Source organism: Streptomyces sp. BK79, from assembly GCF_044142145.1.
Taxonomy (GTDB): Bacteria; Actinomycetota; Actinomycetes; order Streptomycetales; family Streptomycetaceae; genus Streptomyces.
Genome location: NZ_JBHVOC010000013.1, coordinates 48218 through 73926, shown reverse-complemented (window position 1 = coordinate 73926; position 25709 = coordinate 48218). Strand labels below are relative to the sequence as shown.

Below are 25709 nucleotides of genomic sequence, written 5' to 3'. Positions count from 1 at the left end.
TCTTGGCCGACTGGAAACGGGTGGTGCGCGGGTGGGAGACCGAGACGGCAGGACAGCGCGGGGCTACCCAAAAGCGGGCCGCTCCGGGTCGAGTACCGCCAAGCCCTCCGCGGGAGACGACGCCTCGGCGAACCGCCGCCGCGGAATCCGCCCCGCCAGCCGGGCCAGCCGTCCCGCCTTCACCGCGGAGCGCATCGCGCCGGCCATCAGCACCGGCTCCTGCGCCCGCGTCACCGCCGACGCGAGCATCACCCCCGCACAGCCCAGCTCCATCGCCAGCGCCACGTCCGACGCCGTACCGGCCCCCGCGTCCAGGATCACCGGCACGCGCGCGTGCTCCACGATCAGCTCGAAGTTGTGCGGGTTGCGAATGCCCAGCCCCGACCCGATCGGCGACCCGAGCGGCATGATCGCGGCGCACCCGACGTCCTCCAGCTTCCGCGCGAGGACCGGGTCGTCGTTCGTGTACGGCAGCACCGTGAACCCGTCGTCGACCAGCGTCTCGGCCGCGTCCAGCAGCTCGATCGGGTCCGGCAGCAGGGTGCGCTCGTCGGCGATGACCTCCAGCTTCACCAGGTCCGTGCCGAGTGCCTCGCGCGCGAGGCGGGCGGTGAGGACCGCCTCCCCGGCGGTGAAGCAGCCGGCCGTGTTCGGCAGCACCCGGATGCCGAGCTTGTCCAGCACCGACAGCACGGACCCGTGCACCGAGGCGTTCACGCGCCGCATCGCGACCGTCGTCAGCTCGGTACCGGAGGCCACCAGCGCGCGCTCCAGCACGTCGAGGCTGGGCGCCCCGCCCGTACCCATGATCAGCCGGGACGCGTACGACGTACCGCCGAGGACGAAGGGATCGTCGGCCATGGTCAGCCTCCTTGGACGGCGGTGAGGACTTCGACGCGGTCGCCGTCGGCCAGCGCGGTGGCCGACCACCGCGCGCGCGGGACGACGGTCTCGTTCAGAGCGGCGGCCACTCCGGACGAGGCCGGGGTGAGCGTGCCCACCAGGGTGTCCAGGGCCGTACCGGGAGCCACCTCGCGCGGCTCGCCGTTGACGGAGATGTTCATGCGGGCTGCTCCGAGAGTCGCGGGAGTGCGGGGTCGGCGCCGAAGCGCCGGGGGGTGAAGGGGCGGGCCTCGGCCGGAAGCTCCCCGGTGGTCAGGACGTCCGCCATGACGTCGCCGGTGACCGGGGTGAGCAGGACGCCGTTGCGGTAGTGGCCGGTGGCCAGCAGCAGGCCGTCGAGACCGGTCGGGCCGAGCAGCGGGGCGTTGTCCGGGGAGCCGGGGCGCAGGCCCGCCCGGGTCTCCGTCAGGGGCAGCTCCGTGATGCCGGGCACCAGGTCGTGGGCGTCGCGCAGCAGCTCGTAGACGCCGCCCGCGGTGACCGTCGTGTCCCAGCCCAGCTCCTCGCTGGTGGCGCCGACGACCAGCTCGCCGCTCTCCCGGGGCACCAGGTAGAGCGGGTTGCCGCGCACCACGGCACGCACCGTCCGGTTCAGCAGCGGGCCGTGCGTCCGCGGCATCGCCAGCCGCAGCACCTGCCCCTTCACGGGCCGCACCGGCGGCAGCACGTCGTCCGGTACGCCCTTGAGCCGCCCGCTGAGACACCCGCCGGCCAGCACCACCTGCCCGGCCTCCAGGACCGTGCCGTCGGCGGTGACCACACCGGTGGCCCGCCCGCCGCGCCCGACGGTGAGCCGCTCGGCCCACTCCCGGTGGAAGACCACCCCCGCGCCTTCGCAGGCGGCCACGAGCGCCCCGGCCAGCCGCCGGGGGTCGATCTGGTGGTCGCCGTCCACCCGCAGCCCGCCGCGCACGCCCGGCGCGAGCATCGGCTCCAGGCGCCGGCACTCGCGCCCGCTCAGCCACTCGGACTCCAGGCCCGAACGCTGCTGGAGCGCGTGCAGTTCCCGCAGGTGGGCCCGGTCGTCGGCGTCCAGCGCCACGGCGAGGGTGCCGCACCGCCGGTACCCGAGGTCGTGGCCCGTGGCGTCGGCCAGCTCGGCCGCGAACCGCGGGTAGCGGCGCGCCGAGGCCAGGTTCAGCGCGAGCAGCGTCTGCTCGCCGTAGTGGAGCTCCGTGACGGCGGCCAGCATCCCGGCGGCCACCGAGGCGGCCCCGCCGCCCGGTTCGGGGTCCACGAGGGCCGTGCCGAGCCCGCGCTGCGCGGCCCGCCACGCCGTGACCAGGCCGATGATCCCGCCCCCGACCACGAGGACGTCAGGTGTCCGTGACGACGTGTGCGGCGGAGACGACAGGTGCGGTGGAGACGACATGGGCGTCCAGCCCCTCCCTTCGCCGGCATGACCCGGATCAGGTTCGTACGGTCGGAGGCCGCCAGCCTCCCTCTCAGCCCGGTGCGTCCGGGCTCCCGCGAGTGCTTTACGTTGGCCAGCCTAGCCCGACGCGGTAAGTCTCAGTAAGGGAGCCCTGGCCCATGGCGCGTTCACTCGACGGTCTCGTCCTCGCCCCCGTCGCCGACCAGGCGCCCGGCCAGGTGGGCACGCGGACCCGGTTCACCTACCACGAGCAGGACGGCGCGGTATGGGCCGAGTACGAGGGCGGCGACGTCGTCCGGGGCCGCCTGGTGGGCACCCGGGAGGGCGACCGGCTCGACTTCCGCTACGTGCAGCTCAAGACCGACGGCAGCACGTCCTCGGGGCACTGCGTGTCGACCGTCGCCGAACTGCCGGACGGGCGGGTGCGCCTGGACGAGACCTGGGAGTGGGAGTCCCAGCGGGGCAGCGGGACGAGCGTGGTGGAGCAGGTCACCGCGCAGGGGCGCTGAATGACGGTACGTCAGGTGTCTAAGGTGATCGGGTGAGTGATCAGACGCAGGAGCAGCCCCGGGAACGGGGAGCGGACGCGGAGCGCCGCGTGGTCGTCGTGGGCGCGGGCATGGCCGGGGTGCAGACCGCCGTCGCCCTGCGGGAGCAGGGTTTCACGGGCACCGTGACCCTGATCGGCGCCGAGCCGCACCAGCCGTACGACCGTCCCCCGTTGTCCAAGGCCGTCCTGCTCGGCACCGCCGAGGGATCCGCCTTCGACGTCGACTTCGAGGCCCTCGGCATCACCCTGCGGCTCGGCTGCGAGGCCCTGGGCGTCCGGCCCGGCGCGCACGTCCTCGACACGTCCGCGGGGCCCGTGCCGTACGACGTCCTCGTCCTCGCGACGGGTGCGGAACCGTTCCGGCTCCCCGGCACGGAGGGCGTGCCCGGCGTGCACCTGCTGCGCACCCTGGACGACGCCGAGCGGCTGCGCCCGGTGCTCGCCCGGCAGCACGACATCGTGGTCGTCGGCGCCGGCTGGATCGGCGCCGAGTTCGCCACCGCCGCGCGCGAGGCGGGCTGCGCGGTGACCGTCGTGGAGGCCGCGGGGCATCCGCTCGCGGGCGCGCTGCCCGCCGAGGTCGCCGCGCCGATGACCGCCTGGTACGCCGACGCCGGCGTCGGCCTGCGCACGCACGCGCGCGTGGAGCGCGTCGAATCCGGCGGTCCGGGGGAGGCCGGTCACGTCGTCGTCCTCGACGACGGCTCGCGGCTGCCCGCCGGCGCGGTCGTCGTCGGCATCGGCGCCCGGCCCGCCACCGCCTGGCTCGACGGCTCCGGCATCGCCCTGGGCCCGCACGGCGACATCCTGGCCGACGACCGCCTGCGCACCTCCGCGCCGGACGTCCACGCGGTCGGCGACTGCGCGTCCTTCCCCTCGGGGCGCTACGGGGAGCGGCTCCTGGTGCACCACTGGGACAACGCCCTCCAGGGCCCGCGCACGGTCGCCGCCGGCATCGTCGGCGCCGCCGTCGGCGAGGTCCCGGCCGCCTACGACCCGGTGCCGTACTTCTGGTCCGAGCAGTTCGGCCGCTTCGTCCAGTACGCCGGTCACCACACGGCCGCGGACACCCTCCTGTGGCGGGGCGAGCCCTCGGGGCCCGCCTGGACGGTCTGCTGGCTGCGGGAGGGCCGCCTGGCCGCCCTGCTGGCGGTGGGCCGCCCCCGGGACCTGGCGCAGGGCAAGCGGCTGATCCAGGCGGGCGCGACGATGGATCCCCGGCTGCTGGCCGACCCGGCGCGGCCGCTCAAGGCGTCGACCGCGTAGCCCGTCCGCCGGGTGCGGCGGCCCGGCTCGGACGGGTCCGGCTTCCGACTGTCAGTGGCAGATGGCAGGCTTGAGACGTGACCGAGATTGACGCAAAGATCGATGCTCTCGTGCCTGCCTGGCTCACCGTCCCCGACATCGCCGAGATGCTGGGTGTCGAAGTGACCCGCGTGCGCCAGCTGATCAAGGAAGGCCAGCTCATCGCCGTACGCCGCGGCGAGAACCGGGCGCTGCACATCCCGGCGGCCTTCATCGACGAGGACAAGGTCGTCAAGGGCCTGGTCGGGACCCTGACGCTGCTGCGGGACGACGGCTTCTCCCCCGAGGAGATGCTGGAGTGGCTCTTCACGCCCGACCCCTCCCTGCCCGGCACCCCCGCGCAGGCGCTGAGCGAGAACCGCGGCACGGAGGTGAAGCGCCGCGCCCAGGCGCTCGCCGTCTGACCTGAACCCCACCGCCGGGCGGGCGGGGCGGGCCTGAGATCCGCCCGCTCGGACGGGTCCGGGCTCGGATCCGCCCGCCCGGGCGGGCAGGTTCGGCCTGAGATCTCCTGCCGGGCGGGCGGGCGGGTGTGGCGTGAGCTTCACATGGCATCCTGCCTCCGCCCGTAAGCCAAGGCCGTGTGGTCCGTCGTGGGCCCGCGCCACCGATCAGGGGGTCACCCGCATGTCCGACACCGACACCGACACCGTCGCCGCCACCCACGCCCGCGCCCGGCTCTCCGACGCCCTGCTCTACCTGTGCACGGACGCCCGCCGCGCCCAGGGGGACCTGCCCGAGTTCCTGGACGCGGTGCTGGCCGGCGGCGTCGACATCGTGCAGCTGCGCGACAAGGGCATGGAGGCCGCCGAGGAACTGGAGCACCTCGAGGTCTTCGCCGACGCCTGCGCCCGCCACGGCAAGCTCCTCGCGGTCAACGACCGGGCCGACGTCGCCCACGCCGCCCGCGCCGACGTGCTGCACCTCGGGCAGGGCGACCTCCCGGTACCGGCCGCCCGCGCGATCCTCGGCGACGACGTCCTCGTCGGCCGATCCACGCACGCCGAGGCGGAGGCCGCCGCTGCCGCCGCCCAGGACGGCGTCGACTACTTCTGCACCGGCCCGTGCTGGCCCACCCCCACCAAGCCCGGCCGTCACGCCCCCGGCCTCGACCTGGTCCGTCACACGGCCTCCCTCGGCACCGACCGCCCCTGGTTCGCCATCGGCGGCATCGACCTCGGCAACCTCGACCAGGTGCTGGAGGCCGGCGCCCGGCGCGTCGTCGTCGTCCGGGCGATCACCGCGGCCGACGACCCCGGCGCGGCGGCGGCCGAGTTCGCGAAGCGCCTGCGCCAGGCGTAGGCGGCCACGCGGGGGCGCCGGTGCCGGAGGCATGTGTCCAAGGCGTGGACAACAAATCGACAATACGGACAAATAACCCGCATCCGGTTGGGTGGCCGCCGCCCCCTGGCTAACCTGCCCGTATGGCCCTCGGAACCGCATCCACCAGGTCTGATCGCGCACGCACCGTGCGCGACATCCTGGCCACCGGCAAGACGACGTACTCGTTCGAGTTCTCGGCGCCGAAGACGCCCAAGGGCGAGAAGAACCTGTGGAGCGCCCTGCGGCGGGTGGAGGCGGTCGCCCCGGACTTCGTCTCCGTGACCTACGGCGCCGGCGGTTCCACGCGCGCGGGCACGGTCCGCGAGACCCAGCAGATCGTCGCCGACACGACGCTGACCCCGGTCGCCCACCTCACCGCGGTCGACCACTCCATCGCCGAGCTGCGCAACATCATCGGCCAGTACGCCGACGCCGGGATCCGCAACATGCTGGCCGTGCGCGGCGACCCGCCCGGCGACCCCATGGCCGACTGGATCCCGCATCCGCAGGGTCTGACGTACGCGGCCGAGCTGGTCGAGCTGATCAAGGAGTCGGGCGACTTCTGCGTCGGCGTCGCGGCCTTCCCCGAGATGCACCCGCGCTCCGCCGACTGGGACGCGGACGTCCGGCGCTTCGTCGACAAGTGCCGCGCCGGCGCGGACTACGCGATCACGCAGATGTTCTTCCAGCCCGAGTCGTACCTGCGCCTGCGCGACCGGGTCACCGCGGCCGGCTGCGAGACCCCGGTGATTCCCGAGGTCATGCCGGTGACCAGTGTGAAGATGCTGGAGAGGTTGCCCCAGCTCAGCAACGCCTCGATCCCGGCCGAGCTGAAAGAGCGGATCCTCACAGCGAAGGACGATCCGGCGGCTGTACGCTCCATTGGCATCGACTTCGCCACGGAGTTCTGCGCGCGGCTGCTGGCCGAGGGTGTGCCCGGACTGCACTTCATCACGCTCAACAACTCCACGGCGACCCTGGAAATCTACGAGAACCTGGGCCTGCACCACCCACCGCGGGCCTAGACCGGCCGCACATACTTACGACACACTGCGTAGCGGCCACTGGGAGAGGGGCGTACATGGGCTGGACGGTCCTCTACATCGCGTTCGGCATCGTCGCGCTGTGGCTGCTCGGTGAGGTGCTGCTGCAGTACAAGGCACGGCTGCGCTGGCGGCTGCTCGCCTTCGGCGGCTTCGCCGGTGTCGTGGCCGGTGTGCTGATGTCCAACGTGCTCGTCATCGGGCTGGGCGCGGCCGCCTTCGCGGTCGGCCAGACCTACGTCACCCTGTCGTTCCGCCGCGGCTTCGAGGCGGGCTGGGCGGTCAACGCCCCGGCGGGCCTCGTCGGCAGGCGCGGCCGTCCCGAACGGGGCCGCCGGGAGCCGACGTTGGAGGTCTCGGGCCTGGAGGCCGCCGAGGGCGGTCCGGACGACCGCGACGCCTACGGCGACCCCGGTCCGGTCCACGGAGCAGGCCAGGGCGGTCTCCCGTACGGCCGCGACGACTACGGCCACGACGACTACGACCGCGACGACGTCTTCTCCCCGGCCCGCCCCGTCGACCCCCCGGCCGCGGAGACCACCGCCGTCTACGAGCCGCAGCCCATGCCGGACGACACCGGCTCCTACGGTGTGTACGCCGACTCCGGCTACGGCCGCGACCAGCAGGCGGCACCGGCCGGGTCGGCGCAGGCCGCCGACCAGTCCTACGCCTACGACTACTCGGGCTACGCCCAGCAGGGCTACGGCTACGACACGGGCGCCCAGCAGCAGTACGCCGCCTACTCCGACCCGTACATCGGCACCCCCACCTACGGCGGGACGCCGTACGACACCGGCGGTTACGACACGTCGGGCGGGCAGCAGTACGGCCGGCAGGGCTACGGGCAGGACCCGTACGCCACCGGCACGTCCGGCGGCTACGGCGGCGACACCCCGGCCGGCGGCGTCTGGGTGCCGCAGCAGCGCACCACCGACGACCCCTACGGCGGCGAACTCCCGCCGGAACAGCCGTACCCGTACCAGGGCGAGGGCCAGACGCACGGGCAGCCGCAGGGCCAGGGCTACGACGAGCAGTACCGCTTCTGACGCCGCCTCACGTCGGCCGGCCGCCGACCGGCCGCCGGCCGCTCACTGCGAGCCGCGGAACTCCGGCCCCTCCACGACGAGTCCGGCGACCAGCGCTCCCGACATGCCCGCGTGCGGGAGACCCCCGCCCGGGTGCGACCAGCCGCCGACCGTGAACAGCCCCGCGGTGCGCGTGCTGTTGGACGGGTGCAGCAGGCGCCCGCCGGCTCCCGCCAGCGACGGCACCGGCACCGCGCCGTCCGCCACCCCGGTCGCCGCCGCCACGTCGGCCGGGGTCCGTACCTCGTGCCACAGGAGACGCTCCCGCAGATCCGGTATCGCCCGCTCGGCGACGCCGATCAGGGACTCGGCGTGGCGAGCGAACACTTCCCTCGCCGCCCCGTCCGACTCGCTGCCCCGGGCGGGCACCACGGCGGTGAGCGTGACCGCCTCGTGGTCCGCGTCCGGCACCAGCCCCGGATCGTCGGGCCGCATGACGGTGACGGTCGGCCGCGCGGCCATACCGGGCGTGGTGCCGAACAGGCACTCCAACTCCGTGTCCCGGTCCTGCGCGTGCACCACCGTCCGGTGCGCCGCCCCCGCCGGACGGCCGCCCCGCAACGCCAGCAGCACCGTCAGCCGGCTCGCACCACCGCGCCGCGCCGGCACCTCGCCGTCGCCCCGCGGCGCCGGCCCGCCGCACAGGCGGTCCAGCACATCGGGAGCCACCCCGGCCACCACGAACTCCGCCTCCGGCACGGACCCGTCGGCCAGCTCCACGCCCGCCGCCCGGCCGTCCTTCTCGACGATCCCGGTGACCTCGGCGCCGAAGCGGAACTCGACCCGGCGGGCCAGACACCGCTCGTACACCGCCCGCGCCAGCTCCCGCAGGCCGCCGCCGCGCACATACCACATCCCGAAGGCGTACTCCATGTACGGCAGCACGGCCGTGTTCGCCGGGGCGGTGCGGGGATCCAGGCCGTACGCGAGGGCGTGGCTCTCCAGGAGGGCGGCGAGCCGGGCGTCCCGCAGCTCCCAGGCGCCGACCTCGGCGAGCGTGCCGGCCCGGCGGGTGCGCAGCAGCCGCTTGTGCGGAACGGCCGGGTAGGGCTCGCGCTCGGCCAGCACCTCCCAGTTGGGCCACAGCGGCTCCTCCAGGAGGGGGCGGCGCGTCCGGTCCCAGGTCTCCCGGGCGCGCACCAGGAAGTCGCCCCACCGCTCACCGGCGGCCGGCCCGAGCGCCGCGTCCAGGGCGGCGACGACACCGGCCCGGGAGGCGTTCGGCAGCGAGACCTCCGTGCCGTCGGCGAACACGTGCCGTGACGACGGGTCGACCTGGACCAGCTCGACACAGGACTCCAGCGGCTCCTTGCCGGTCTTCACGAACAGGTCCCGCCAGACCGCGGGCAGCGGCAGCAGACCGGGACCGGTGTCGAAGGAGAACCCGTCCCGCTCGAAGCGGCCCAGGGCTCCTCCGTACGTCGCCGTCCGCTCGTACACCGCCACCCGGTGGCCCGCGACGGCCAGCCGGGCGGCGGCCGCCATCGCGCCCATCCCGGCGCCGATCACCGCAATCCGTGCCATGCCAGGGACTTTATCCGCCGCCACTGACAATCCGGTCGCGGGGGCCGAGCGGGCCGAGAGGGCGTACACCTGCGGGAACAGCCTGTGGCGCGTGGCGGCTGAGTAGCCCGGCGGGCGCGCGGGTGACCGGTCGCCGACGCGCCGCCGTGAGCCGGGGTGCGCAGGAGTGAGTACGCGTACCTAGCCCGTCAGATGAGTACGCGCACGGATGGGGTCCGATGCGCGCGGACGAGAGAGTGGAGGCACGGAGAGGGGCGCGGCTCCGGAACCGGCGACACGGGGTGCCGGAACGGAGCCGGGCCCGCGATCCGCTCCTTCCGCCGGCCACGGCCGGCGGGAGCGAGGCACGGGGGAACCCGGGGGAACGTCCGGAAACGGGGTTCCGACGGGGGGACGTACGGGGGAGCAGGAGAAGGCGCCGGTCCGACGGCGGCCCGCGGGGGACGCGGCCACCACGGACCGGCGCCTTCGCGCGTTCCCGGCCGCCGACGCGCGGCGTCGTCCTCAGGGGCGCCCGCTCACGCGCCCCTGGAGCAGACGCGACAGGGCCGCGTGCACGTCGTCGAGCGAGCGTTCCGCCTGGAACGACTTCCAGTCCAGCGCGGCCACCAGGACCATGCCGACCAGCGCGGCGGCGGTCAGCGGTACGTCGATCTCGTCGCTGAACTCACCGTTCGCCACGCCCTCGCGCAGCACGTCCTCCACCACCGCGACGGCCTCCTGCCGGACCACCAGCAGCGTCGACTGCCAGGCCCGGTTGGTGCGCCACAGCTCGGCCACGTACAGCTGGGTGAAGGCCGGGTAGCGGTCGATGAAGACGAGCCCCGCGCGGATCATCGCGTCCAGGGCGTCGACCCGGCCGCGGCCCTCCCGCGCCGCCTGCTCGGCCGCCTCCCGCAGCGACGCGGTCAGCAGACCGACGCCGTGCCGCAGCAGCTCCTCGAAGAGGACGGACTTGCTGGCGAAGTTGTAGTAGACCGTGCCCTTCGCGACCCCGGCGCGTTCGGCGATCTCGTCCACGGTGGTGGCGGAGAAGCCCTGCTCGGCGATGAGGGTGACGGCCGCCTCGTAGAGCTTCTGCCGGGTGGCCTCGCGGCGGCTGCTGCCCTGCGAGGTGGCGCTGCTGCTTTCCATGGTCCCGATTGTCACAGCACCCCGCCCGGGAGCGTCACCGCAGGGTTCACAGGGTCAGCTCCGGGTGCAGCCGGTCGAGGGTCCACACCTGCCGGCGGCGGGCCGACAGGGCGGTCAGCGCCAGCGCCGCCGCGGTGAACACGGCGAGCACCACGCACGCGTGCCACACCGGTTCCAGGCCGCCGCCCGTGATGAGCCTCCTGAGGGCGTCGACGACGTGGCTCATCGGCAGGAAGGGGTGCAGCGCGTTGAAGAAGCCCGGACTGGTCTGCACGGGGTACGTGCCGCCCGCGGAGGTCAGCTGCAGCATCAGCAGCGCGAGCACCAGGATGCGGCCCGCCGCCCCGAAGCGGGCGTTCAGCCACTGCACGATCGCCGCGAAGCACGCCGCCACCAGGAACAGGAAGCCCACCGTCCCGGCCGCCCTCACCATCTCCAGGCCCACCGCCCAGTGGAGCACCGCCATCAGGGCCGACGTCTGCAGCACCCCGAGCGCGACCACCGGCAGCCAGCCCGCCAGCGCGATCCGCCAGGCCGACGCCCCCGCGGCGAGCGCGCGCCGGTTCATCGGCGCGATCACCATGTACGCCACCATGGCGCCCACCCACAGGGACAGCGGGATGAAGTACGGGGCGAAACCGGTGCCGTAATTGGGTGCCTGATGCAGCGACTCGGAGGCCAGCCGGACCGGGTCGGCCATCACCCCGGTGCGCCGGTCGCGTTCCCGCTCGTCGTAGTCGGGGATCCGCGCGGCGCCGTCGTGCAGCCCGCCGGCGAGCTTCTCGGAGCCGTCGACCAGCTTGAAGATGCCGCCGTTCAGGTCGTCGGCACCGGTGCGCAGCTTGCCGACGCCCTCGTCCAGCTCCTTCGCACCGGTCTTGGCCGTGCCGATGCCCTTGTGGATCTTCTTCGCGCCGTCGGCGACCTTCCCGGCGCCGGTGTTCAGCTCGTTGACCTTCTCGACGGCGTCGTCGAGGTCCTCGGAGAGGTTCGGCGCGCGGTCGGCGAGGGACTGGGCCTGCTTCTGGAGGTCGGCCAGGTTCGAGTCGAGCTTCTTCAGCTCCTCCTTGTGGTCGGTGACCAGCCCGCTGACGTCGTCGGCGACGGACGCCACGGCGAGGGCGGCGTCCCTGGCCTTCTCCAGGTCGGGGCAGGCGGCGTCCGGCAGCGCCGGGTCCTCGCAGCGTGCCCGGTGCACCCCGGCCAGCGCCTCGGACTGGGCGCGGGCGTCCTTCGCGGCGGCCGGGGCCTTCTCCACCAGGGCGCCCAGGTCCTTCCGGACCGCCCCGGAGGAGTCGGCGACGAACTGGGCCGTGTCGCCGATGGCCTTCTCGTTCTCCTCCAGGAAGGGGCCCACCCGGCCGGCGGCGCCGTTGACCTCGTCGGCGAGCTTCTTCGTCCCGTCCGCGACCCGCTTCGAGCCCTTCTCCAGCTCACCCGCCTTGGTGTGGAGCTTCTTCAGGCCCTTGGACAGGTCACCGCTGCCGTCCTCGGCGTCCTCGAGCCCGTCGGCGAGATCCTTGGAGCCCTTCTCGGCCTTCCCGATGCCGCCCTTGAGCCGGTCCGCTCCCTTCGCCGCCTCGACGGTCTCGCCGTGGATGCCGGAGAAGGAGATGAAGATCCGGTCCAGGAACGAGCGCGACGCCTTGCTGGACGCGGCCTCGCGCACCTCGCCGAACACCGTCCGCGAGATCTGGCCGACGATGTAGTTGTTCGCGTCGTTCGTCCGCACCTGGAGCGCCCCGGTCTCCGGCGTGTCGCCCGCGCTGGAGGCGATGCGGCGGCTGAGGTCCGCGGGCATGGTGAGGGAGAGGTAGTAGGTGCCGTCCTCGACTCCGGCGCGGGCCTCGGCGGCGTCGACCTCGTGCCAGTCGAAGACCTCGCTCTCGCGCAGTCCCTCGGTGATGTCGTCGCCCGCCGTGAGCCTCCTGCCGTCCGCCGTGGCGCCCCGGTCGTCGTTCACCAGCGCCACCGGAATGCGGTCCAGACGGCCGTACGGGTCCCAGAACGACCACAGGTACAGGGCGCCGTAGAGCAGGGGCAGCAACAGCAGCGCGACCAGGGCGGCCCGCGGCAGCCGTCCGCGCCCGAAGCGCCTGAGCTCAAGCGCGGCCAGTCTCGGCGAACGCATCGTCGGCCTCCTCCGTCTCGTCGTCGCCCGCCCCGCCGTCGGCCGTCGTGTCCTCGTCTGTCGTGTCCTCGTCCGTCTCGCCGTCGCCCGTCTCGCCGTCGTCCGTCGCGTCCGGCCGGGTGGAGACGGTCACCGCTCCCTCGGGGGCCTCGCTGCACACCGCCACGACCGTGGTGCCGGACGCGGCGATCGAGGCCAGCAGGGCCCAGACCTCGGCCCGCTCGGCGGCCGACAGCTTCAGGTCGGTGTCGTCGACACCGAGCAGGCGGGGGCGGCCGATCGACGCCAGCGCGATCGACAGCCGCAGCGCCTCCGTGCGCTCCAGGTCCCGTACGGCGGTACGGGGACCCTTGGGCAGCGTCGCGGGGTCGAGGCCGGCCGCGGCGAGCGCCGCGTCGATGCCGCGCCGCGCCCTGGCCGTCCGCTCCGCGCGCGGGAGCAGCAGCGCGCGCACCGAGTCGCCGAAACGGCGCTGGAGCAGCGCCCGCTCCCTCAGGTGCTCGGCGACGGTGAGCGCCGGATCGAGGTCCGTGACGCCCGGTACGTGCGCGAGCGCACTGACCCGGCGCAGGGCGGACATCTGCCGGGGCAGCCGCAGCCCGCCGACGGTCGCCGTCCCCTCCGTGGGCCTCATCCGTCCCGTGAGGGCGAGCAGCAGACAGGTGCGGCCGGACCCGGACGGCCCCTCCACCGCGATCAGCGCGCCGGGCTCCGCGTCCACCTCGACACCGCGGAAAGCCCAGCCCCGCGGCCCCCTGAGTCCGAAGCCGCGGGCCGTCACCCCGAGTCCGAGCGGACCGTCCACGCCGCCTCACCCCCCTGATCACCCCGGCCGAGCGGGACCGGAACCTTTGAACTGACTGGTCAGTGCAAAAAGCTAACCCGAACCTACGATCGAGGCAAAAGCCCAGGTCAGAACGGATTGTCAGTGGCATACCTCACGATGGGCACATACGGCACCTCGTGACAGAGCGTGCCGTCACGAAGACGACAGGAGGATCGTCATGGCCCACTCGTCCGCAGCCGCCGCCCGGCGGCGCCGCGCAGCCGGCCCTGCACCCTCACTGACCGGCCCGGCGAGCGACGTGCACCCCGTGCTCCGCCGGGCGACGGCCCCGCCCGCCGCCCTGGACCTGCTCGCCCAGGCCCGGTCCGGCCTGGAGGAGGCCACCGGCCTCGAAACGCCGAACGAGCGCTACGCGACGGCCCACCTCGCCGCCCTGCGCACCGCCGCCGCGGTGCTCGCCGCGCGGGGCCGCCCCGAGACCACCGCGCGGGCCCGCGCCCGCATCCGCAGCGCCTGGGAGGTGCTCCCCGAGATCGCGCCCGAGCTGTCCGACTGGAGTGCGTTGTTCGCCGCCGGCGCCCGGCGCCGGGCACGGGCGGAGGCGGGCATCCAGGGCGCGGCGAGCCGCCGGGACGCCGACGACCTGATACGCGACGTGGCGATGTTCCTGCGCCTCGTGGAGCGGATGCTGGTGCTCCAGCCGGTCCTGCCCCAGCCCCGCCCCGACGCGGACCAGGACCCCGGCCGCCAGGACACCCGCGCCCCGGATTCCGGTCACCCACATCCCGACCGCCCCGACCGCCCCGAACGGCCTGAGCGCTCCGATCGGCCTGACCGCTCCGACCGCCCGGGAGCCGGCCGTGCCGGCCGCCGCCTGCCGGACGCGGGGTGATTCCGGGCGCCGGAAGCCCTCCGGACGGCGCGGTGGTACGGGGTGATCGGCCCGCCCGCCGGAGGCAATAGGGTGGGAGGAGCCTGAAGCCTGTCCCGTCCCGCACCCGGGCCGGGGCGGCAGCCCGTTCGCTCCGCCCGTGCCCGAGGCGGTGCCGCGCCGAGGAGTCAACTGCCGTGTCGGACCCGATGCGCCCGCCCGTCTCCCACCCCAGCCCGCACCCGGCGGCGCCGCGCTCCGAGCCCTCGCGTTCCCGAGCCGCCCTGCGTACCGCCGTGGTCTGGGACGTCCTCCAGGACGCCCTGGACCGCCGGGTCAAGGCCACGGGACGCCAGGCGCTGGACGTCCTCGACACCGGCGGCGGCAGCGGCAACTTCGCGGTGCCCGTGGCCCGCCTCGGTCACCGCGTCACCGTCGTCGACCCGAGCCCCAACGCCCTGTTCGCCCTGGAGCGCCGGGCCGCCGAGGCCGACGTCGCCGACCGCGTGCGCGGCGTCCAGGGAGACGCCCACGGCCTCTTCGACGTGGTCGAGCGCGGCGCCTACGACGCGGTGCTGTGCCACGGCGTCCTGGAGTACGTGGACGACCCCGCGGAGGGTGTCCGCAACGCGGTGGCCGCCCTGCGTGCCGAGGGCGTCCTCAGCCTGCTCGCCGCCGGTCTCGGCGGTGCCGTGCTCGCCCGCGCCCTCGCCGGGCACTTCACGGAGGCCCGGCAGGCCCTCGACGACCCGAACGGCCGCTGGGGCACGGGTGACCCCGTGCCGCGCCGGTTCACGGCCGAACAGCTCACCGGCCTGGTCGAGGGAGCCGGGCTCCGGATCAGCTCAGTGCACGGCGTGCGGGTCTTCGCCGACCTCGTCCCCGGGGTGCTGGTGGACACCGAGCCCGGCGCCATGAACGCGCTGCTGAAGCTGGAGGCCGCGGCGGCCGAACTCGCGGCGTTCCACTCCGTGGCGACCCAGCTCCATGTGCTCGGTGAGACGCGAGAGGCCCAGGAGGCCTGAGAGCCACCCGGTGGGGTAACGCGCTGATCAGGGCCGCGACTGCAGATGGAGTACGCCACAGGCCCCCCGAACGGGGGCCGGTCGCCGTATGATCGAGGGAGACCGCCCGGCATGACGGGTCGGCCGCTGGGGAATGGGACTTTCAGCGAGCCGGCGCGGCCATGACGGAGTCCGGTTGGCCAATTGGCGTAGAGGGGCGGGTTTCACGGGGGCGATTCCCTGCCTATCCTGAAGGGACCCCCCCGGGTCGCCCCGGCGACTGCACGATGAGGAGGACTCCGTGCCGCTCTCGGAGCACGAGCAGCGCATGCTCGAGCAGATGGAGCGAGCGCTGTACGCCGAAGATCCCAAGTTCGCGACAGCGCTCGAGGGAAGCGGGCTGCGTACGTACACCCGGCGACGGGTCTACCAGGCGGTCGCGGGCTTCCTCGTAGGTATTGCGCTCCTCATGGCCGGTATGGTCGCCCAGCAGGTCTGGCTCAGCGTGGTGGGCTTCCTCGTCATGCTGGGCTGCGCGGTCCTCGCGGTGACCGGCTGGCGCAAGGCCCCCAAGCCGGGCGAGCAGCCCGTCGCCGGTGCCGAGCCCCAGGCGCGCCGTCAGGGACGGCAGAAACGCTCCATGATGGATCGCATCGACGAGCGCTGGCAGCGGCGCCGCGACGAGCAGCAGGGCGGCCAGTAGCAGGCAGGCGGCCCTCACCAGGACATCCGCGTGAGGGGGTGACCACCGAAAGGGTGGTCACCCCCTCACGCATGCCCAGAGCGCTCAGCCGCCCCTCGGGAAGCGGCGACCACCCCTTCCCGAGAGGTTTCCGCCGCCTCCCGCATTTCCCCGAAGGGTGCCCCGCCGCCTCCCGATTTCCCGAAGGGTGTCCCGCCGCCTCCCGAAGGGCGTTCAGCCCTGTTACCCCGACGCCTTGCGCAGCGTCGGCCGGGCCGCCGCCACCCGCCGTTTCAGGGCCGTCCACCGGTCCGAGACGGCCCAGGCCACCCGTACGGTCGAACGCGGGGCGAGCGATGCGCGCAGCCTCGTGCCGCGGCCGGCCGTGGCCCGCAGACCGGCGGTGACCCGGTGGACGTCCTCCGTGAGGCCGGCCGTCAGCCGTGGGCGGGGCGCGTAGAGGACCTGCTCCACGGCGTCCGCCACCCGGTGCACCGCCGCCGCGGCCGCCGGATCCAGCCGTCCGAGGCGGACGATCCGGGCCGCCGCCCTGCGCGGCGTCTGCGACTCCTCCGGCAGGATCCCGAAGTCCCACGCCGTGTCCGTCAGCTCCTGCCAGACAGCGAGGGTGTGAGGGCCCGCGTCCGCCTCCGTACGGCCGTGCGCCCCCAGCCGTACCGACCGGGTGCGCAGCCGCCACAGCATCGGCGCGAGCGGAAGCAGCAGCACCGCGAGCCCGCCCAGGGCCCACGCGGCCACCACGTACCACTTCCGTCCACCGCCGTCCGTGACCGGCGCGGCCGCCGCGGACTCGCTGGCACAGGCGTCCAGCTTCTTGTCCTCGGCGGTGCAGCTCTCGTCGGCGGAGGGCACCGCCGACGGCTCCGCCTGCGTGTTCCGCGACGGCAGCGCCGGGTCCGGCACCGCGCTGCCCGGCGTCTGGGTCAGCGTGTACGACGGGGTCGAACCACGGGTCGGCGTCGGCTCGAAGCGGGTCCAGCCCACGCCCTCGAAGTACACCTCGGGCCAGGCGTGGGCGTCCCGCAGCCCCACCGACACCGAACCGTCGGCCTGCGGGGAACCCGGCGCGAAGCCGACCGCGACCCGGGCCGGGATGTCCAGGGAGCGGGCCATCGCCGCCATGGCGAAGGAGAAGTGGACGCAGAAGCCCTGCTTGTCTTGGAGGAAGCGGGCGATCGCCTGCGAGCCGCTGCCGACCTTGACCTGGGTGTCGTACTCGAAGCCGCCGTTGATCGCGAAGTACTCCTGGAGCTTGACCGCCTGCTCGTAGGGGTTCGCCGCGCCGGCGGTGACCTGCCGGGCGGTCTGGGAGACCACGTCGGGCAGTGAGTCCGGCAGCTCGGTGTACTCCCGGCGCACCGCCACCGACGGCTGCGGAGCCGCGGCGAGCTGGTCGGCCGTCGGCTGCACGTTCAGGCTCCGCACCTCGTACGTCAGGCCGCGCGTGTTCTGGCCGTGGTCGCCGACGAGTGTCATGCCCACGGGCTCGTAGCGCCAGTTGCCCGGGACCCGCACGCCGCTGGGCGGGTACGGCATCGGCAGCCAGTCCTGGGCGTACCAGTCCGCGGCCGAGATGGTGGCCCGGGTCTCCGCGCGGTCGACGTCCGGGCCGAGACCGGCCGGTGTGGGGAAGGTGCCGTCCGGCACGGCGGTGATCTGCCGCTTGGACGGCTTCCAGGTGGTGCCGTCGAAGTCGTCCAGGGAGACGATGCGCAGGTACAGGTTCGACAGGTCGTTCGAGTCGGTGTCGACGGAGAGGACCTGCCGGTTCTCGTCGACGTTGAGGCTGTCGCGCAGGGACACCAGCGGGTTCACGGCGGAGATCGTGCCGCCGCCCCCGGTGCCCGAGCCGGCTCCCGTCCTGGCGCTGTCCAGCAGCCCGCCGTCCAGCGCGGGCAGGGCGAGCGGCACGACCAGGGCGACGCCCAGGGCGAAGGCGCCGATACGCCGCCCGGTGCGGACCGGGGCGATCGCGCCGCCCGGCTCCCCGCCCGGGGTGCGGGGCGCCCCGCCGAAGACCCGGCCCCACTGCGAGAGCCGGTCGCGTCCCTCGGCCAGCAGCAGCGTCAGATAGCCGACCGCCGCGACCAGGAACCACAGCCAGTCGGTGCCGCCCTCGGACAGTCCCGCGGCCACCGAGTACAGCGCGAGCAGCGGCAGCCCGGCGGGCGCGGCACTGCGGAAGGTCACCGCGAGGGTGTCCACCAGCAGACCGATCACCAGGACGCCGCCGACCAGCATCAGCCGGATGCCGTCCGACTCCAGCGGCGCCGGGATCGCGTACCGGGCGATGTCGTCGCCGCCCTGGCGCAGCAGGTCGGCGAAGCGCTGGAAGGCCTGCGGGCCGGGGAGCAGCCCGCCGAGCGCCTGCTGCCGGGCGAAGACCAGGGTGAGGAGCAGCAGGGTGACCAGGGCCTGCGCGGCGATGGTCAGGGGCCGCGCCAGCGGCACCCGGCGCGCCGCCGCGCCCACCCCGGACTGGACCGCCAGCAGGAACGCGGCCTGCAGGATCCAGGTGGCCGGGTCGACCAGGGGCAGCAGCGCGCACGCCGCCGCCAACGTGGCCGCCCAGGCACACAGCGCCAGCCGCGCCCGCCCGCTCATCGCACGCCCTCCCCGCCGCCGGCCGTCGTGAGGCCCGTACGCTCGCGGTCCGCCAGGCGCCACAGGTCCTCCAGGGCGGAGCCCCGGGGGACGCCCACGGCGGTCCAGCCCGCCTCGCGGAGCATCCGCAGCCGTTCCTCGTTCCCCTCCAACGGACCGGGCACGGCCGCCGGTTCCCGTTCCCGCGACCAGGCCCCGCTGTCCAGGACGAAGGCGAGGGCGCCGCCGCTGCGCTGCCGCATCTTGGCGGCCACCGTGGCCTGCTCCTCGTCCAGGTCGCCGAAGAACGCCACCAGCAGCCCCTCGTTCCCGCCGCGCAGCACGTCGTAGGCCCGGGACAGGCCCGTGCCGTCGGAGTGGTCGATCACCGCGAGGGTGTCCATCATGAGCCCGGCCGCGTCGGCCGTGCCCTGGCTCGCGCCGGCGAAGCCGTCGGCGCCCTCGCCCGGCACCGAGGCCCCGGTGTCGGTGAGGAGCCGGACCGAGAAACCCCGCTCCAGCATGTGCACCAGCACGGACGCCGCGCCCGACACCGCCCACTCGAACGCCGAGTCGGGTCCCGCGCCCTCGAAGGCCAGGCCCCGGGTGTCCAGGAGCACCGTGCAGCGGGCGCGCTGCGGCTGCTCCTCGCGCCGCACCATCAGCTCGCCGTACCGCGCCGTGGAGCGCCAGTGCACGCGGCGCAGGTCGTCGCCGTAGCGGTATCCGCGCGGGATGACGTCGTCGTCGCCCGCCAGCGCCAGCGACCGCTGCCGTCCCTCGCCGTACCCCTTCGCCTCCCCGCTCAGCCGCACCGGCGGCAGCGCCTCTACGCGCGGGATCACGGTCAGCGTGTCGTACGCCGAGAAGGACCGGGTCAGCTCGCACAGCCCGAACGGGTCGGTCAGGCGCAGCTGGAGCGGGCCCAGCGGAAAGCGGCCGCGCAGGTCGGAGCGGACCCGGTAGGACACCTCGCGGCGACCCCCCGGCTCCACCCGGTCGAGGACGAAGCGGGGGCGCGGCCCGAGCACGTAGGGCACCCGGTCCTGGAGCATCAGCAGACCGGTGGGCAGCCGCGAGACGTTGTCGACGCGCAGGTGGACCCGGGCCTCGCTGCCCGCGGGCACGCGCCCGGGGGAGAGCCGCCGGCTGCCCGCCACTCGGTAGCGCGTGCGGTAGAGCACGGCCGCGCAGACCAGCGGCAGCACGCTCAGCAGCAGCCCGACCCGGAGCAGGTCGCTCTGCCCGAGGACGTACGCGCAGACCGCGGCGGCGATGCCGGCGGCCAGGAAGGAGCGCCCGCGGGTGGTCAGACCGGTCAGGGCGGTGCGGATGCCGCCGACCTCGCCCCGGTCGTCCTGTGACCGGTCCGTCCCCCCGGTGTCCATCACAGCCTCCGCGGCGGCTGCTGACCGTACGCCGGCGCGCCGCGGCCCATGCCGAAGCCCGCCTGCTGCTGGGGCGCCGCGGGCACCGGCGTGCGCTGCAGGATCTCCTGGACGACCTGCTCGGCGGTGCGGCGGTTGAGCTGAGCCTGGGCGGTGGGCAGCAGGCGGTGGGCCAGGACGGCGACCGCGAGGGCCTGCACGTCGTCCGGCAGCGCGTACTCCCGGCCGCTCAGGGCGGCGGACGCCTTCGCCGCACGCAGCAGATGCAGCGTGGCGCGCGGCGAGGCGCCGAGTCTCAGGTCCGGGTGGACGCGGGTGGCGGCGACCAGGTCCACCGCGTACCGCCGGACCGGTTCGGCGACGTGGACGCCGCGCACCGCCTCGATCAGCTTGAGGATCTCGTGCGCGTGCGCCACCGGCTGGAGGTCGTCCAGCGGGTTCACCCCGCCGTGCACGTCGAGCATCTGCAGCTCGGCCTCCGGGCTCGGGTAGCCGATGGAGACCCGGGCCATGAAGCGGTCGCGCTGCGCCTCCGGCAGCGGGTAGGTGCCCTCCATCTCGACTGGGTTCTGCGTCGCCACCACCATGAAGGGGCTGGGCAGCTCGTAGGTCTGCCCGTCGATGGTGACCTGGCGCTCCTCCATCGACTCCAGCAGCGCGGACTGCGTCTTCGGTGAGGCGCGGTTGATCTCGTCGCCGATCACCACCTGCGCGAAGATCGCGCCCGGCTTGAACTCGAAGTCCCGGCGCTGCTGGTCCCAGATGGACACCCCGGTGATGTCCGAGGGCAGCAGGTCCGGCGTGAACTGGATCCGGCGCACGGAACAGTCGATGGACCGCGCCAGCGCCTTGGCCAGCATGGTCTTGCCGACTCCCGGGACGTCCTCGATCAGCAGGTGTCCCTCGGCGAGCAGCACGGTCAGCGAGAGCCGTACGACCTCGGGCTTGCCCTCGATCACGTCCTCCACCGAACCGCGCACGCGCTCGACCACAGCGGTCAGATCAGTGAGGCTCGCTCGATCGTCATAGGTCGTCACCGGCCCTCCTCGGCCTTTCCCCGCGCTCCCTGGGAAGCGGGGGTACCCCAACTTGCCGGGCCGGTCCCCGGCACCGCGGACCGGCCCACCCCGAATCACGGATGCCGCGTGGAAATAGTTCCGCGCGCCACCACTTCCCCCGCATTCTTGCCGCCGTTACCGATTCGTGTCACTCGCCTGTGGACAACTGGCCGCGATATGTCAGGCCTTACGGCGTTTGCGGTGTCTGTACGGCAGGAATCAGCGGGGCGGCCGACCGGGTCAGGCGGGGGTGACCTCGCGGAGTCGGCCGGTCTTCACGTCGTAGACGAAACCGCGTACGTCGTCCGTGTGCGGCAGGAAGGGGGAGGTCCGGACCCGCTCGATCGACTGCCGCACGTCCTGGTCGACGTCCTGGAAGGACTCCACCGCCCAGACGGGGCGCTGGCCGACCTCCAGCTCCAGCTCGTGCCGGAAGTCCTCGGTCAGGGTCTCCATGCCGCACGCCGTGTGGTGGACGAGGACCACGCTGCGGGTGCCCAGCGCCCGCTGGCTGATGGTGAGGGAGCGGATCACGTCGTCGGTGACGGCACCGCCCGCGTTGCGGATCACGTGGCAGTCACCGTTGCGCAGGCCCAGTGCGGCTGTCACGTCCAGCCGCGCGTCCATGCAGGCCACTACGGCCGTCCGGAGGGCGGGGCGGCCCGCCAGCTCGGCGTCGGCGAAATCGGCGGCGTACCGCTCGTTCGCCTCGACGAGCCGGTCGACGGTGCCGCCGTCGGCGGGGGTGGACTCGGAGCCTGCGGGAACTGATGCAGAAGTCGTCATAACCATGACGTTACTGGTCACCGCCGCTGCGGTCCCCTTGGGAAGAGGGACAAAGAACGCCATCGCGGCTTGTTGTGAGCCACTCCACAACCCCGCACGGCCGCCTCCGAACGGGTGAAGTACCGCCCCGTGGCGATTCGTCCGCGCCCGCCCCCGCGACGCGCAGGCCGGTTGATTGACCGGGCGACAGGGTGGACTAAAGTGACGCGAAGCGGGAGGCGAGGCTCTCCCTGCTGGACTGAAACCCCCGGAGACCTGGGCGAGTCCCGCCAGATCTCCCCACGTGCGCGGCGCGTACGTACGGCTCGGCCTCCTCCCGCTCCCGGCCGGCCGACGCTTCCGGCGCCGGCAGGACTCCCCTTCACGAGCGAGCGGGAGGGGACCCGGCGGTGCGTCACGCCGTGCCGGACCTGAGAGGCCGCCCCAGTTGAGCCAGAGTCGACACGTCCCGGTGATGCTCCAGCGGTGTCTGGACCTGCTGGCGCCCGCCCTCGAGGAGCCGGGCGCCGTGGTCGTCGACTGCACCCTGGGACTCGGCGGGCACAGCGAGGCGCTCCTCCAGCGCTTCCCCGAGGCCCGGCTCGTCGCCCTCGACCGGGACAAGGAGGCCCTGCGCCTGTCCGGCGAGCGGCTCGCGCCGTACGGCGAGCGCGCCACCCTGGTGCACGCCGTCTACGACGAGTTGCCCGACGTCCTCGACCGGCTCGGCCTGCCGCGCGTCCAGGGCGTCCTCTTCGACCTCGGCGTCTCCTCCATGCAGCTCGACGAGGCCGACCGCGGCTTCGCCTACGCCCAGGACGCCCCGCTCGACATGCGCATGGACCAGACGACCGGCATGAGCGCCGCCGAGGTCCTCAACACCTACCCGCCGGGCGAACTCGTCCGCATCCTGCGGGCGTACGGCGAGGAGAAGCAGGCCAAGCGGATCGTCTCCGCGATCGTCCGGGAGCGCGAGAAGGAGCCGTTCAGCAACAGCGCCCGCCTCGTGGAGCTGATCCGCGCGGCGCTGCCGCAGGCCGCCAAGCGCACCGGCGGCAACCCGGCCAAGCGCACCTTCCAGGCCCTGCGCATCGAGGTCAACGGCGAGCTGTCCGTCCTGGAACGGGCCGTTCCGGCCGCCGTCGAGGCGCTCGCCGTGGGCGGACGGATCGCCGTGCTGTCGTACCACTCCCTGGAGGACCGGCTGGTCAAGCAGGTGTTCGCGGCCGGCGCCGCCAACACCGCGCCCCCCGGGCTGCCGGTCGTCCCCGAACGCTACGCGCCCAGGCTCAAGCTGCTCACGCGCGGTGCCGAACTTCCCACCGAGGAGGAGATCGCCGAGAACCGGCGGGCGGCACCCGCGCGACTGCGCGGAGCCCAGCGCATCAGGGAGTCCGTCGGGTGAACCGAGTGAGGCAGGCCAGGCACGGGCGGCCCGTTCCGGGCCGAGGGGAGGGCGAGTGAGCAGGAAACCCGAACTGAAGGGGAGGGCGGCCCGACTCGCCCGGCTCATCCCGCCCGGCAGCGCCCGCGGCCAGGCCGCGCGAGCCCCCTTCGTGCTCCTCGTCGTCGTCCTCCTGGGCGGCGGTCTGATCGTGCTGCTGGTGCTGAACTCCGCCCTGAGCGAGGGCTCCTTCCAGCTCGACGACCTCAAGCAGCGGACGAAGGAACTCACGGACGAGGAGCAGGCGCTCCAGCGGGACATCGACGCCTACTCCGCCCCCCACGCCCTCCAGCGCCGCGCCCGCGAGCTGGGCATGGTGCCCGGCGGCGACCCCGCCTTCCTCGCCCCCGACGGCACCGTCAAGGGCTCGCCCGGCCCCGCGCCCGCCGCGGCCACGCCGCTGGTCCTCGCCCCCGAGGCGCTGACCGCGCCCCCCGCCGACACCGCCGCGGCCGTGCCGTCCTCCGGCACCGGACCGGCCTCCTCTCCCGCCGCGGTCGCACCCCCCGCCACGGCCGCCACCCCCACCACGGCGGCGACGCCCATCCCGACCCCGACCCCCGGCAGGTGACGGAAGTGTCCGACAGGGAACCGCCACGCCGTCGCGTGCCCGGACCCGCCAGGCCCGTCCGCCCCGGCGCCCGGCGGCAGCCCGGCCCCGGCGCCCGGCCCGCCCGCCGACCAGGCCCGCCCCGGCCGGCGCCCCGCGCCATCCGGCTGGGCAGCCCCCGCCCGCGCCTGCGCCTGATCGGCCTCGCGCTGACCCTGGTGCTGTCCGCCTTCGTCGTACGGCTGCTCCAGGTGCAGGCCGTCGACGCCGGGACGTACACCGCCAAGGCGGAGCAGAACCGCTACGTCGTCCACACCCTGCCCGCCGAGCGCGGCGGGATCACCGACCGCAACGGCGTGGCCCTCGCGAGCACCGTGGACGCCTACGACATCACCGCCGACCCCACGATGTTCACCCGTGAGCAGTTGAAGGTCGGTGACGGTCCCGAGCAGGCGGCCGCGCTCCTCGCGCCGATCCTCGGCGAGGACCAGGAGGACCTGGTCGACCGGCTCCGCCCCGACAACGAGGAACTGCGCTACGTACGCCTCGCCCGCCGGCAGACCCCGCAGGTCTGGAACCAGATCAAGGACCTGAAGACGGCGCTCACCAAGAAGGCGGAGACCGACAGGACCGTGGTCAACGTCCTCGCGGGCGTCTTCGCCGACCCCAGCAGCAAGCGCGTGTACCCGGGCGGCGACCTCGCCGCGGGCATCCTCGGCTGGGTCGGCGCGGACGGCAAGGGCGGCGGCGGCCTGGAGCGGAAGCTGGACAAGACCCTGGCGGGCGAGGACGGCAAGATCCGGTACGCCCAGTCCGGGGGCCGTCAGGTGCCCACCGCGGGCTCCACCGAGACGCCCGCCGTGCCCGGCAGCGACGTCGAGCTGACCATCGACCGCGACATCCAGTGGGCCGCGCAGGACGCGATCACCGAGCAGGTGGAGAAGTCCAAGGCGGACGGCGGCTACGTCATCGTCCAGGACACGGCCACCGGCGAGATCCTCGCCATGGCCAACTCGCCCGGCTTCGACCCGGGCGACCTCGCCCACGCCGACCCGAAGGCGCTGGGCAACGCGGCCCTCCAGGACGCCTTCGAGCCCGGTTCGACCGCCAAGGTGATGTCGATGGCGGCCGTACTGGAGGAGAACGCCGCCACGCCGATGACCCACATCACCGTCCCCAACCGCCTCAAGCGCGGCGACCGGCTCTTCAAGGACGACGTCGACCACCCGACCTGGTACCTCACGCTCAACGGCGTGCTCGCCAAGTCCAGCAACATCGGCACCATCATGGCCACCGGCGAGCTGGGCAGGACGCAGGCCCAGGCCAACAAGGTGCTCTACGACTACCTGCGCAAGTTCGGCCTCGGCGGCTACAGCGGCCTCGGCTTCCCCGGCGAGACCAAGGGCATCCTCGCGCCGCCCGGCCAGTGGTCGACCTCGCAGCAGTACACGATCCCTTTCGGCCAGGGTGTCTCCGTGAACGCGCTCCAGGCGGCCTCGGTGTACTCGACCATCGCCAACGGCGGTGTCCGCGTCGAACCGACGCTTGTACGCGGCACCAAGTCGGACGACGGACGCTTCACCCCCGCTCCCGAACCCAAGAAGACCCGCGTGATCAGCGAGAAGACCGCCACGACTCTCGCGCGGATGCTGGAGTCCGTCGTCGACGACGAGGAGGGCACCGGTACCAAGGCCCGCATCCCCGGCTACCGCGTGGCGGGCAAGACGGGCACGGCCAACCGGGTGGATCCGGCCACCGGCCAGTACAAGGGATACACCTCGTCGTTCGCCGGGTTCGCCCCCGCCGACAAGCCCCGCGTCACCGTCTACTGCGCCATCCAGAACGCCACCCAGGGAAGTTACTTCGGCGGCCAGATCTGCGGCCCCATCCACAAGCAGGTCATGGAGTTCGCCCTCAAGACCCTCCAGGTCCCGCCGACCGGAGCCGACCCCGCGAGGCTCCCGGTCACCTTCAAACCCTGACGGACACCGTCGAACCCCGCCCAGTACCCACAGAACCAGCCCAGTACCGAGCCAGCGCCGTTTCCGTACCGAGCCACCAGGAACCACCCGTGACAACGATCACCCCCGGCCCCGGCGACCAGAGCGCCCCCCGGGCCTCACTTCGCCCGGAGGCGGGTACGCCCGGTACGCTCACCGCCGTGCCACACGCTGATCAGTCCC

Annotated in this window: 23 protein-coding genes and 1 riboswitch; of the genes, 12 read left to right on the top strand and 11 right to left on the bottom strand. The window is 73.9% G+C overall.

Translation table 11 applies throughout. The features are described 5' to 3' along the window. Nucleotides 1–63: 63 nt before the first annotated feature. From ACFIF2_RS17790 to thiO, 3 genes are all read right to left on the bottom strand, one after another. Nucleotides 64–861: a thiazole synthase gene (locus ACFIF2_RS17790; protein WP_395573634.1), complete on the bottom strand. Its 798-nt coding sequence runs from the start codon at nt 859–861 to the stop codon at nt 64–66. Nucleotides 862–863: 2 nt separating this feature from the next. After that, a complete protein-coding gene (gene thiS / locus ACFIF2_RS17785; protein ID WP_395573633.1) occupies nt 864–1064 on the bottom strand; it encodes a sulfur carrier protein ThiS in 201 nt (66 codons plus the stop codon). After that, nucleotides 1061–2275, bottom strand: coding sequence for a glycine oxidase ThiO (gene thiO / locus ACFIF2_RS17780; protein ID WP_395573631.1), 1215 nt, complete (start codon nt 2273–2275; stop codon nt 1061–1063). Before thiO ends, thiS begins: the two co-directional genes overlap by 4 nt. Further along, nucleotides 2273–2384: riboswitch (TPP riboswitch) on the bottom strand. It overlaps the preceding gene by 3 nt. Before the next feature lie 52 nt (nt 2385–2436). Between thiO and ACFIF2_RS17775 the strand changes: the two genes are divergently transcribed. The 6 genes from ACFIF2_RS17775 (at nt 2437) to ACFIF2_RS17750 (ending at nt 7545) form a co-directional block, all read left to right on the top strand. Continuing rightward, nucleotides 2437–2787, top strand: coding sequence for a hypothetical protein (locus ACFIF2_RS17775; protein WP_395573630.1), 351 nt, complete (start codon nt 2437–2439; stop codon nt 2785–2787). Between the two features lie 89 nt (nt 2788–2876). Further along, the gene (locus ACFIF2_RS17770; RefSeq protein ID WP_395573916.1) at nt 2877–4094 is read left to right on the top strand and encodes an NAD(P)/FAD-dependent oxidoreductase; all 1218 of its coding nucleotides are present in this window, start codon (nt 2877–2879) and stop codon (nt 4092–4094) included. 77 nt (nt 4095–4171) lie between these two features. Next, nucleotides 4172–4537, top strand: coding sequence for an Rv2175c family DNA-binding protein (locus ACFIF2_RS17765; protein WP_395573629.1), 366 nt, complete (start codon nt 4172–4174; stop codon nt 4535–4537). Between the two features lie 223 nt (nt 4538–4760). Next, the gene (gene thiE / locus ACFIF2_RS17760; protein ID WP_395573628.1) at nt 4761–5435 is read left to right on the top strand and encodes a thiamine phosphate synthase; all 675 of its coding nucleotides are present in this window, start codon (nt 4761–4763) and stop codon (nt 5433–5435) included. Nucleotides 5436–5557: 122 nt separating this feature from the next. Next, on the top strand, nt 5558–6481 hold the full coding sequence (gene metF / locus ACFIF2_RS17755) for a methylenetetrahydrofolate reductase [NAD(P)H] (protein ID WP_395573627.1): 924 nt from the start codon (nt 5558–5560) through the stop codon (nt 6479–6481). 56 nt (nt 6482–6537) lie between these two features. Continuing rightward, nucleotides 6538–7545, top strand: a complete 1008-nt coding sequence (locus ACFIF2_RS17750) for a hypothetical protein (RefSeq protein WP_395573626.1) — start codon at nt 6538–6540, stop codon at nt 7543–7545. A 42-nt stretch (nt 7546–7587) separates the two neighbouring features. On the opposite strand, the gene ACFIF2_RS17745 is transcribed toward ACFIF2_RS17750, so the two are convergent. The 4 genes from ACFIF2_RS17745 to ACFIF2_RS17730 all read right to left on the bottom strand — a co-directional run bounded on the left by ACFIF2_RS17745 (nt 7588) and on the right by ACFIF2_RS17730 (nt 13178). Continuing rightward, entirely contained in the window at nt 7588–9108 is a 1521-nt protein-coding gene (locus ACFIF2_RS17745; protein WP_395573625.1) for a phytoene desaturase family protein, read from the bottom strand. Between the two features lie 504 nt (nt 9109–9612). Beyond that, entirely contained in the window at nt 9613–10242 is a 630-nt protein-coding gene (locus tag ACFIF2_RS17740) for a TetR/AcrR family transcriptional regulator (RefSeq protein WP_395573624.1), read from the bottom strand. Nucleotides 10243–10288: 46 nt separating this feature from the next. Then, nucleotides 10289–12373, bottom strand: coding sequence for a YhgE/Pip family protein (locus tag ACFIF2_RS17735; protein WP_395573623.1), 2085 nt, complete (start codon nt 12371–12373; stop codon nt 10289–10291). Next, entirely contained in the window at nt 12345–13178 is an 834-nt protein-coding gene (locus ACFIF2_RS17730; RefSeq protein WP_395573622.1) for an ATP-binding cassette domain-containing protein, read from the bottom strand. Before ACFIF2_RS17730 ends, ACFIF2_RS17735 begins: the two co-directional genes overlap by 29 nt. A 199-nt stretch (nt 13179–13377) precedes the next feature. Here ACFIF2_RS17730 and ACFIF2_RS17725 point away from each other — a divergent pair, with 199 nt between their 5' ends. The 3 genes from ACFIF2_RS17725 (at nt 13378) to ACFIF2_RS17715 (ending at nt 15738) form a co-directional block, all read left to right on the top strand. Then, entirely contained in the window at nt 13378–14052 is a 675-nt protein-coding gene (locus ACFIF2_RS17725) for an SAV_6107 family HEPN domain-containing protein (protein WP_395573621.1), read from the top strand. 176 nt (nt 14053–14228) lie between these two features. Then, nucleotides 14229–15056, top strand: coding sequence for a methyltransferase (locus ACFIF2_RS17720; protein WP_395573620.1), 828 nt, complete (start codon nt 14229–14231; stop codon nt 15054–15056). Between the two features lie 280 nt (nt 15057–15336). Continuing rightward, nucleotides 15337–15738 carry a spore wall synthesis complex protein gene (locus ACFIF2_RS17715; RefSeq protein ID WP_395573619.1) on the top strand — a complete coding sequence of 134 codons (402 nt, stop codon included), beginning with the start codon at nt 15337–15339 and terminating at the stop codon, nt 15736–15738. Nucleotides 15739–15960: 222 nt separating this feature from the next. Here the strand turns inward: ACFIF2_RS17715 and ACFIF2_RS17710 are convergent, their stop codons facing one another. The 4 genes from ACFIF2_RS17710 to ACFIF2_RS17695 all read right to left on the bottom strand — a co-directional run bounded on the left by ACFIF2_RS17710 (nt 15961) and on the right by ACFIF2_RS17695 (nt 21553). Continuing rightward, nucleotides 15961–18342, bottom strand: a complete 2382-nt coding sequence (locus ACFIF2_RS17710) for a transglutaminaseTgpA domain-containing protein (RefSeq protein WP_395573618.1) — start codon at nt 18340–18342, stop codon at nt 15961–15963. Then, nucleotides 18339–19709: a DUF58 domain-containing protein gene (locus ACFIF2_RS17705; RefSeq protein WP_395573616.1), complete on the bottom strand. Its 1371-nt coding sequence runs from the start codon at nt 19707–19709 to the stop codon at nt 18339–18341. The genes ACFIF2_RS17710 and ACFIF2_RS17705 overlap by 4 nt, the downstream gene beginning before the upstream one ends. Then, on the bottom strand, nt 19709–20746 hold the full coding sequence (locus tag ACFIF2_RS17700) for an AAA family ATPase (protein ID WP_395573615.1): 1038 nt from the start codon (nt 20744–20746) through the stop codon (nt 19709–19711). Before ACFIF2_RS17700 ends, ACFIF2_RS17705 begins: the two co-directional genes overlap by 1 nt. Before the next feature lie 261 nt (nt 20747–21007). After that, entirely contained in the window at nt 21008–21553 is a 546-nt protein-coding gene (locus ACFIF2_RS17695) for a beta-class carbonic anhydrase (RefSeq protein WP_395573614.1), read from the bottom strand. A 427-nt stretch (nt 21554–21980) separates the two neighbouring features. Between ACFIF2_RS17695 and rsmH the strand changes: the two genes are divergently transcribed. The 3 genes from rsmH to ACFIF2_RS17680 are packed head-to-tail and all read left to right on the top strand — an operon-like array spanning nt 21981 to nt 25508. Continuing rightward, entirely contained in the window at nt 21981–22937 is a 957-nt protein-coding gene (gene rsmH / locus ACFIF2_RS17690; protein ID WP_395573613.1) for a 16S rRNA (cytosine(1402)-N(4))-methyltransferase RsmH, read from the top strand. A gap of 55 nt (nt 22938–22992) precedes the next feature. Next, nucleotides 22993–23547, top strand: a complete 555-nt coding sequence (locus ACFIF2_RS17685; RefSeq protein ID WP_395573612.1) for a septum formation initiator family protein — start codon at nt 22993–22995, stop codon at nt 23545–23547. After that, complete coding sequence (locus ACFIF2_RS17680; protein WP_395573611.1) at nt 23544–25508, top strand: peptidoglycan D,D-transpeptidase FtsI family protein; 1965 nt, start codon at nt 23544–23546, stop codon at nt 25506–25508. The genes ACFIF2_RS17685 and ACFIF2_RS17680 overlap by 4 nt, the downstream gene beginning before the upstream one ends. Nucleotides 25509–25709 lie beyond the last annotated feature (201 nt).

Bases quoted from the DNA above. Each gene is read 5' to 3' on its own strand.
- ACFIF2_RS17705 (WP_395573616.1), bottom strand. From the start codon at position 19,709: ATGGACACCGGGGGGACGGACCGGTCACAGGACGACCGGGGCGAGGTC.
- ACFIF2_RS17740 (WP_395573624.1), bottom strand. From the start codon at position 10,242: ATGGAAAGCAGCAGCGCCACCTCGCAGGGCAGCAGCCGCCGCGAGGCC.
- thiS (WP_395573633.1), bottom strand. From the start codon at position 1,064: ATGAACATCTCCGTCAACGGCGAGCCGCGCGAGGTGGCTCCCGGTACG.
- thiE (WP_395573628.1), top strand. From the start codon at position 4,761: ATGTCCGACACCGACACCGACACCGTCGCCGCCACCCACGCCCGCGCC.
- ACFIF2_RS17745 (WP_395573625.1), bottom strand. From the start codon at position 9,108: ATGGCACGGATTGCGGTGATCGGCGCCGGGATGGGCGCGATGGCGGCC.
- metF (WP_395573627.1), top strand. From the start codon at position 5,558: ATGGCCCTCGGAACCGCATCCACCAGGTCTGATCGCGCACGCACCGTG.
- ACFIF2_RS17695 (WP_395573614.1), bottom strand. From the start codon at position 21,553: ATGACGACTTCTGCATCAGTTCCCGCAGGCTCCGAGTCCACCCCCGCC.
- ACFIF2_RS17735 (WP_395573623.1), bottom strand. From the start codon at position 12,373: ATGCGTTCGCCGAGACTGGCCGCGCTTGAGCTCAGGCGCTTCGGGCGC.
- ACFIF2_RS17710 (WP_395573618.1), bottom strand. From the start codon at position 18,342: ATGAGCGGGCGGGCGCGGCTGGCGCTGTGTGCCTGGGCGGCCACGTTG.
- ACFIF2_RS17725 (WP_395573621.1), top strand. From the start codon at position 13,378: ATGGCCCACTCGTCCGCAGCCGCCGCCCGGCGGCGCCGCGCAGCCGGC.
- ACFIF2_RS17775 (WP_395573630.1), top strand. From the start codon at position 2,437: ATGGCGCGTTCACTCGACGGTCTCGTCCTCGCCCCCGTCGCCGACCAG.
- ACFIF2_RS17750 (WP_395573626.1), top strand. From the start codon at position 6,538: ATGGGCTGGACGGTCCTCTACATCGCGTTCGGCATCGTCGCGCTGTGG.
- thiO (WP_395573631.1), bottom strand. From the start codon at position 2,275: ATGTCGTCTCCACCGCACCTGTCGTCTCCGCCGCACACGTCGTCACGG.
- ACFIF2_RS17790 (WP_395573634.1), bottom strand. From the start codon at position 861: ATGGCCGACGATCCCTTCGTCCTCGGCGGTACGTCGTACGCGTCCCGG.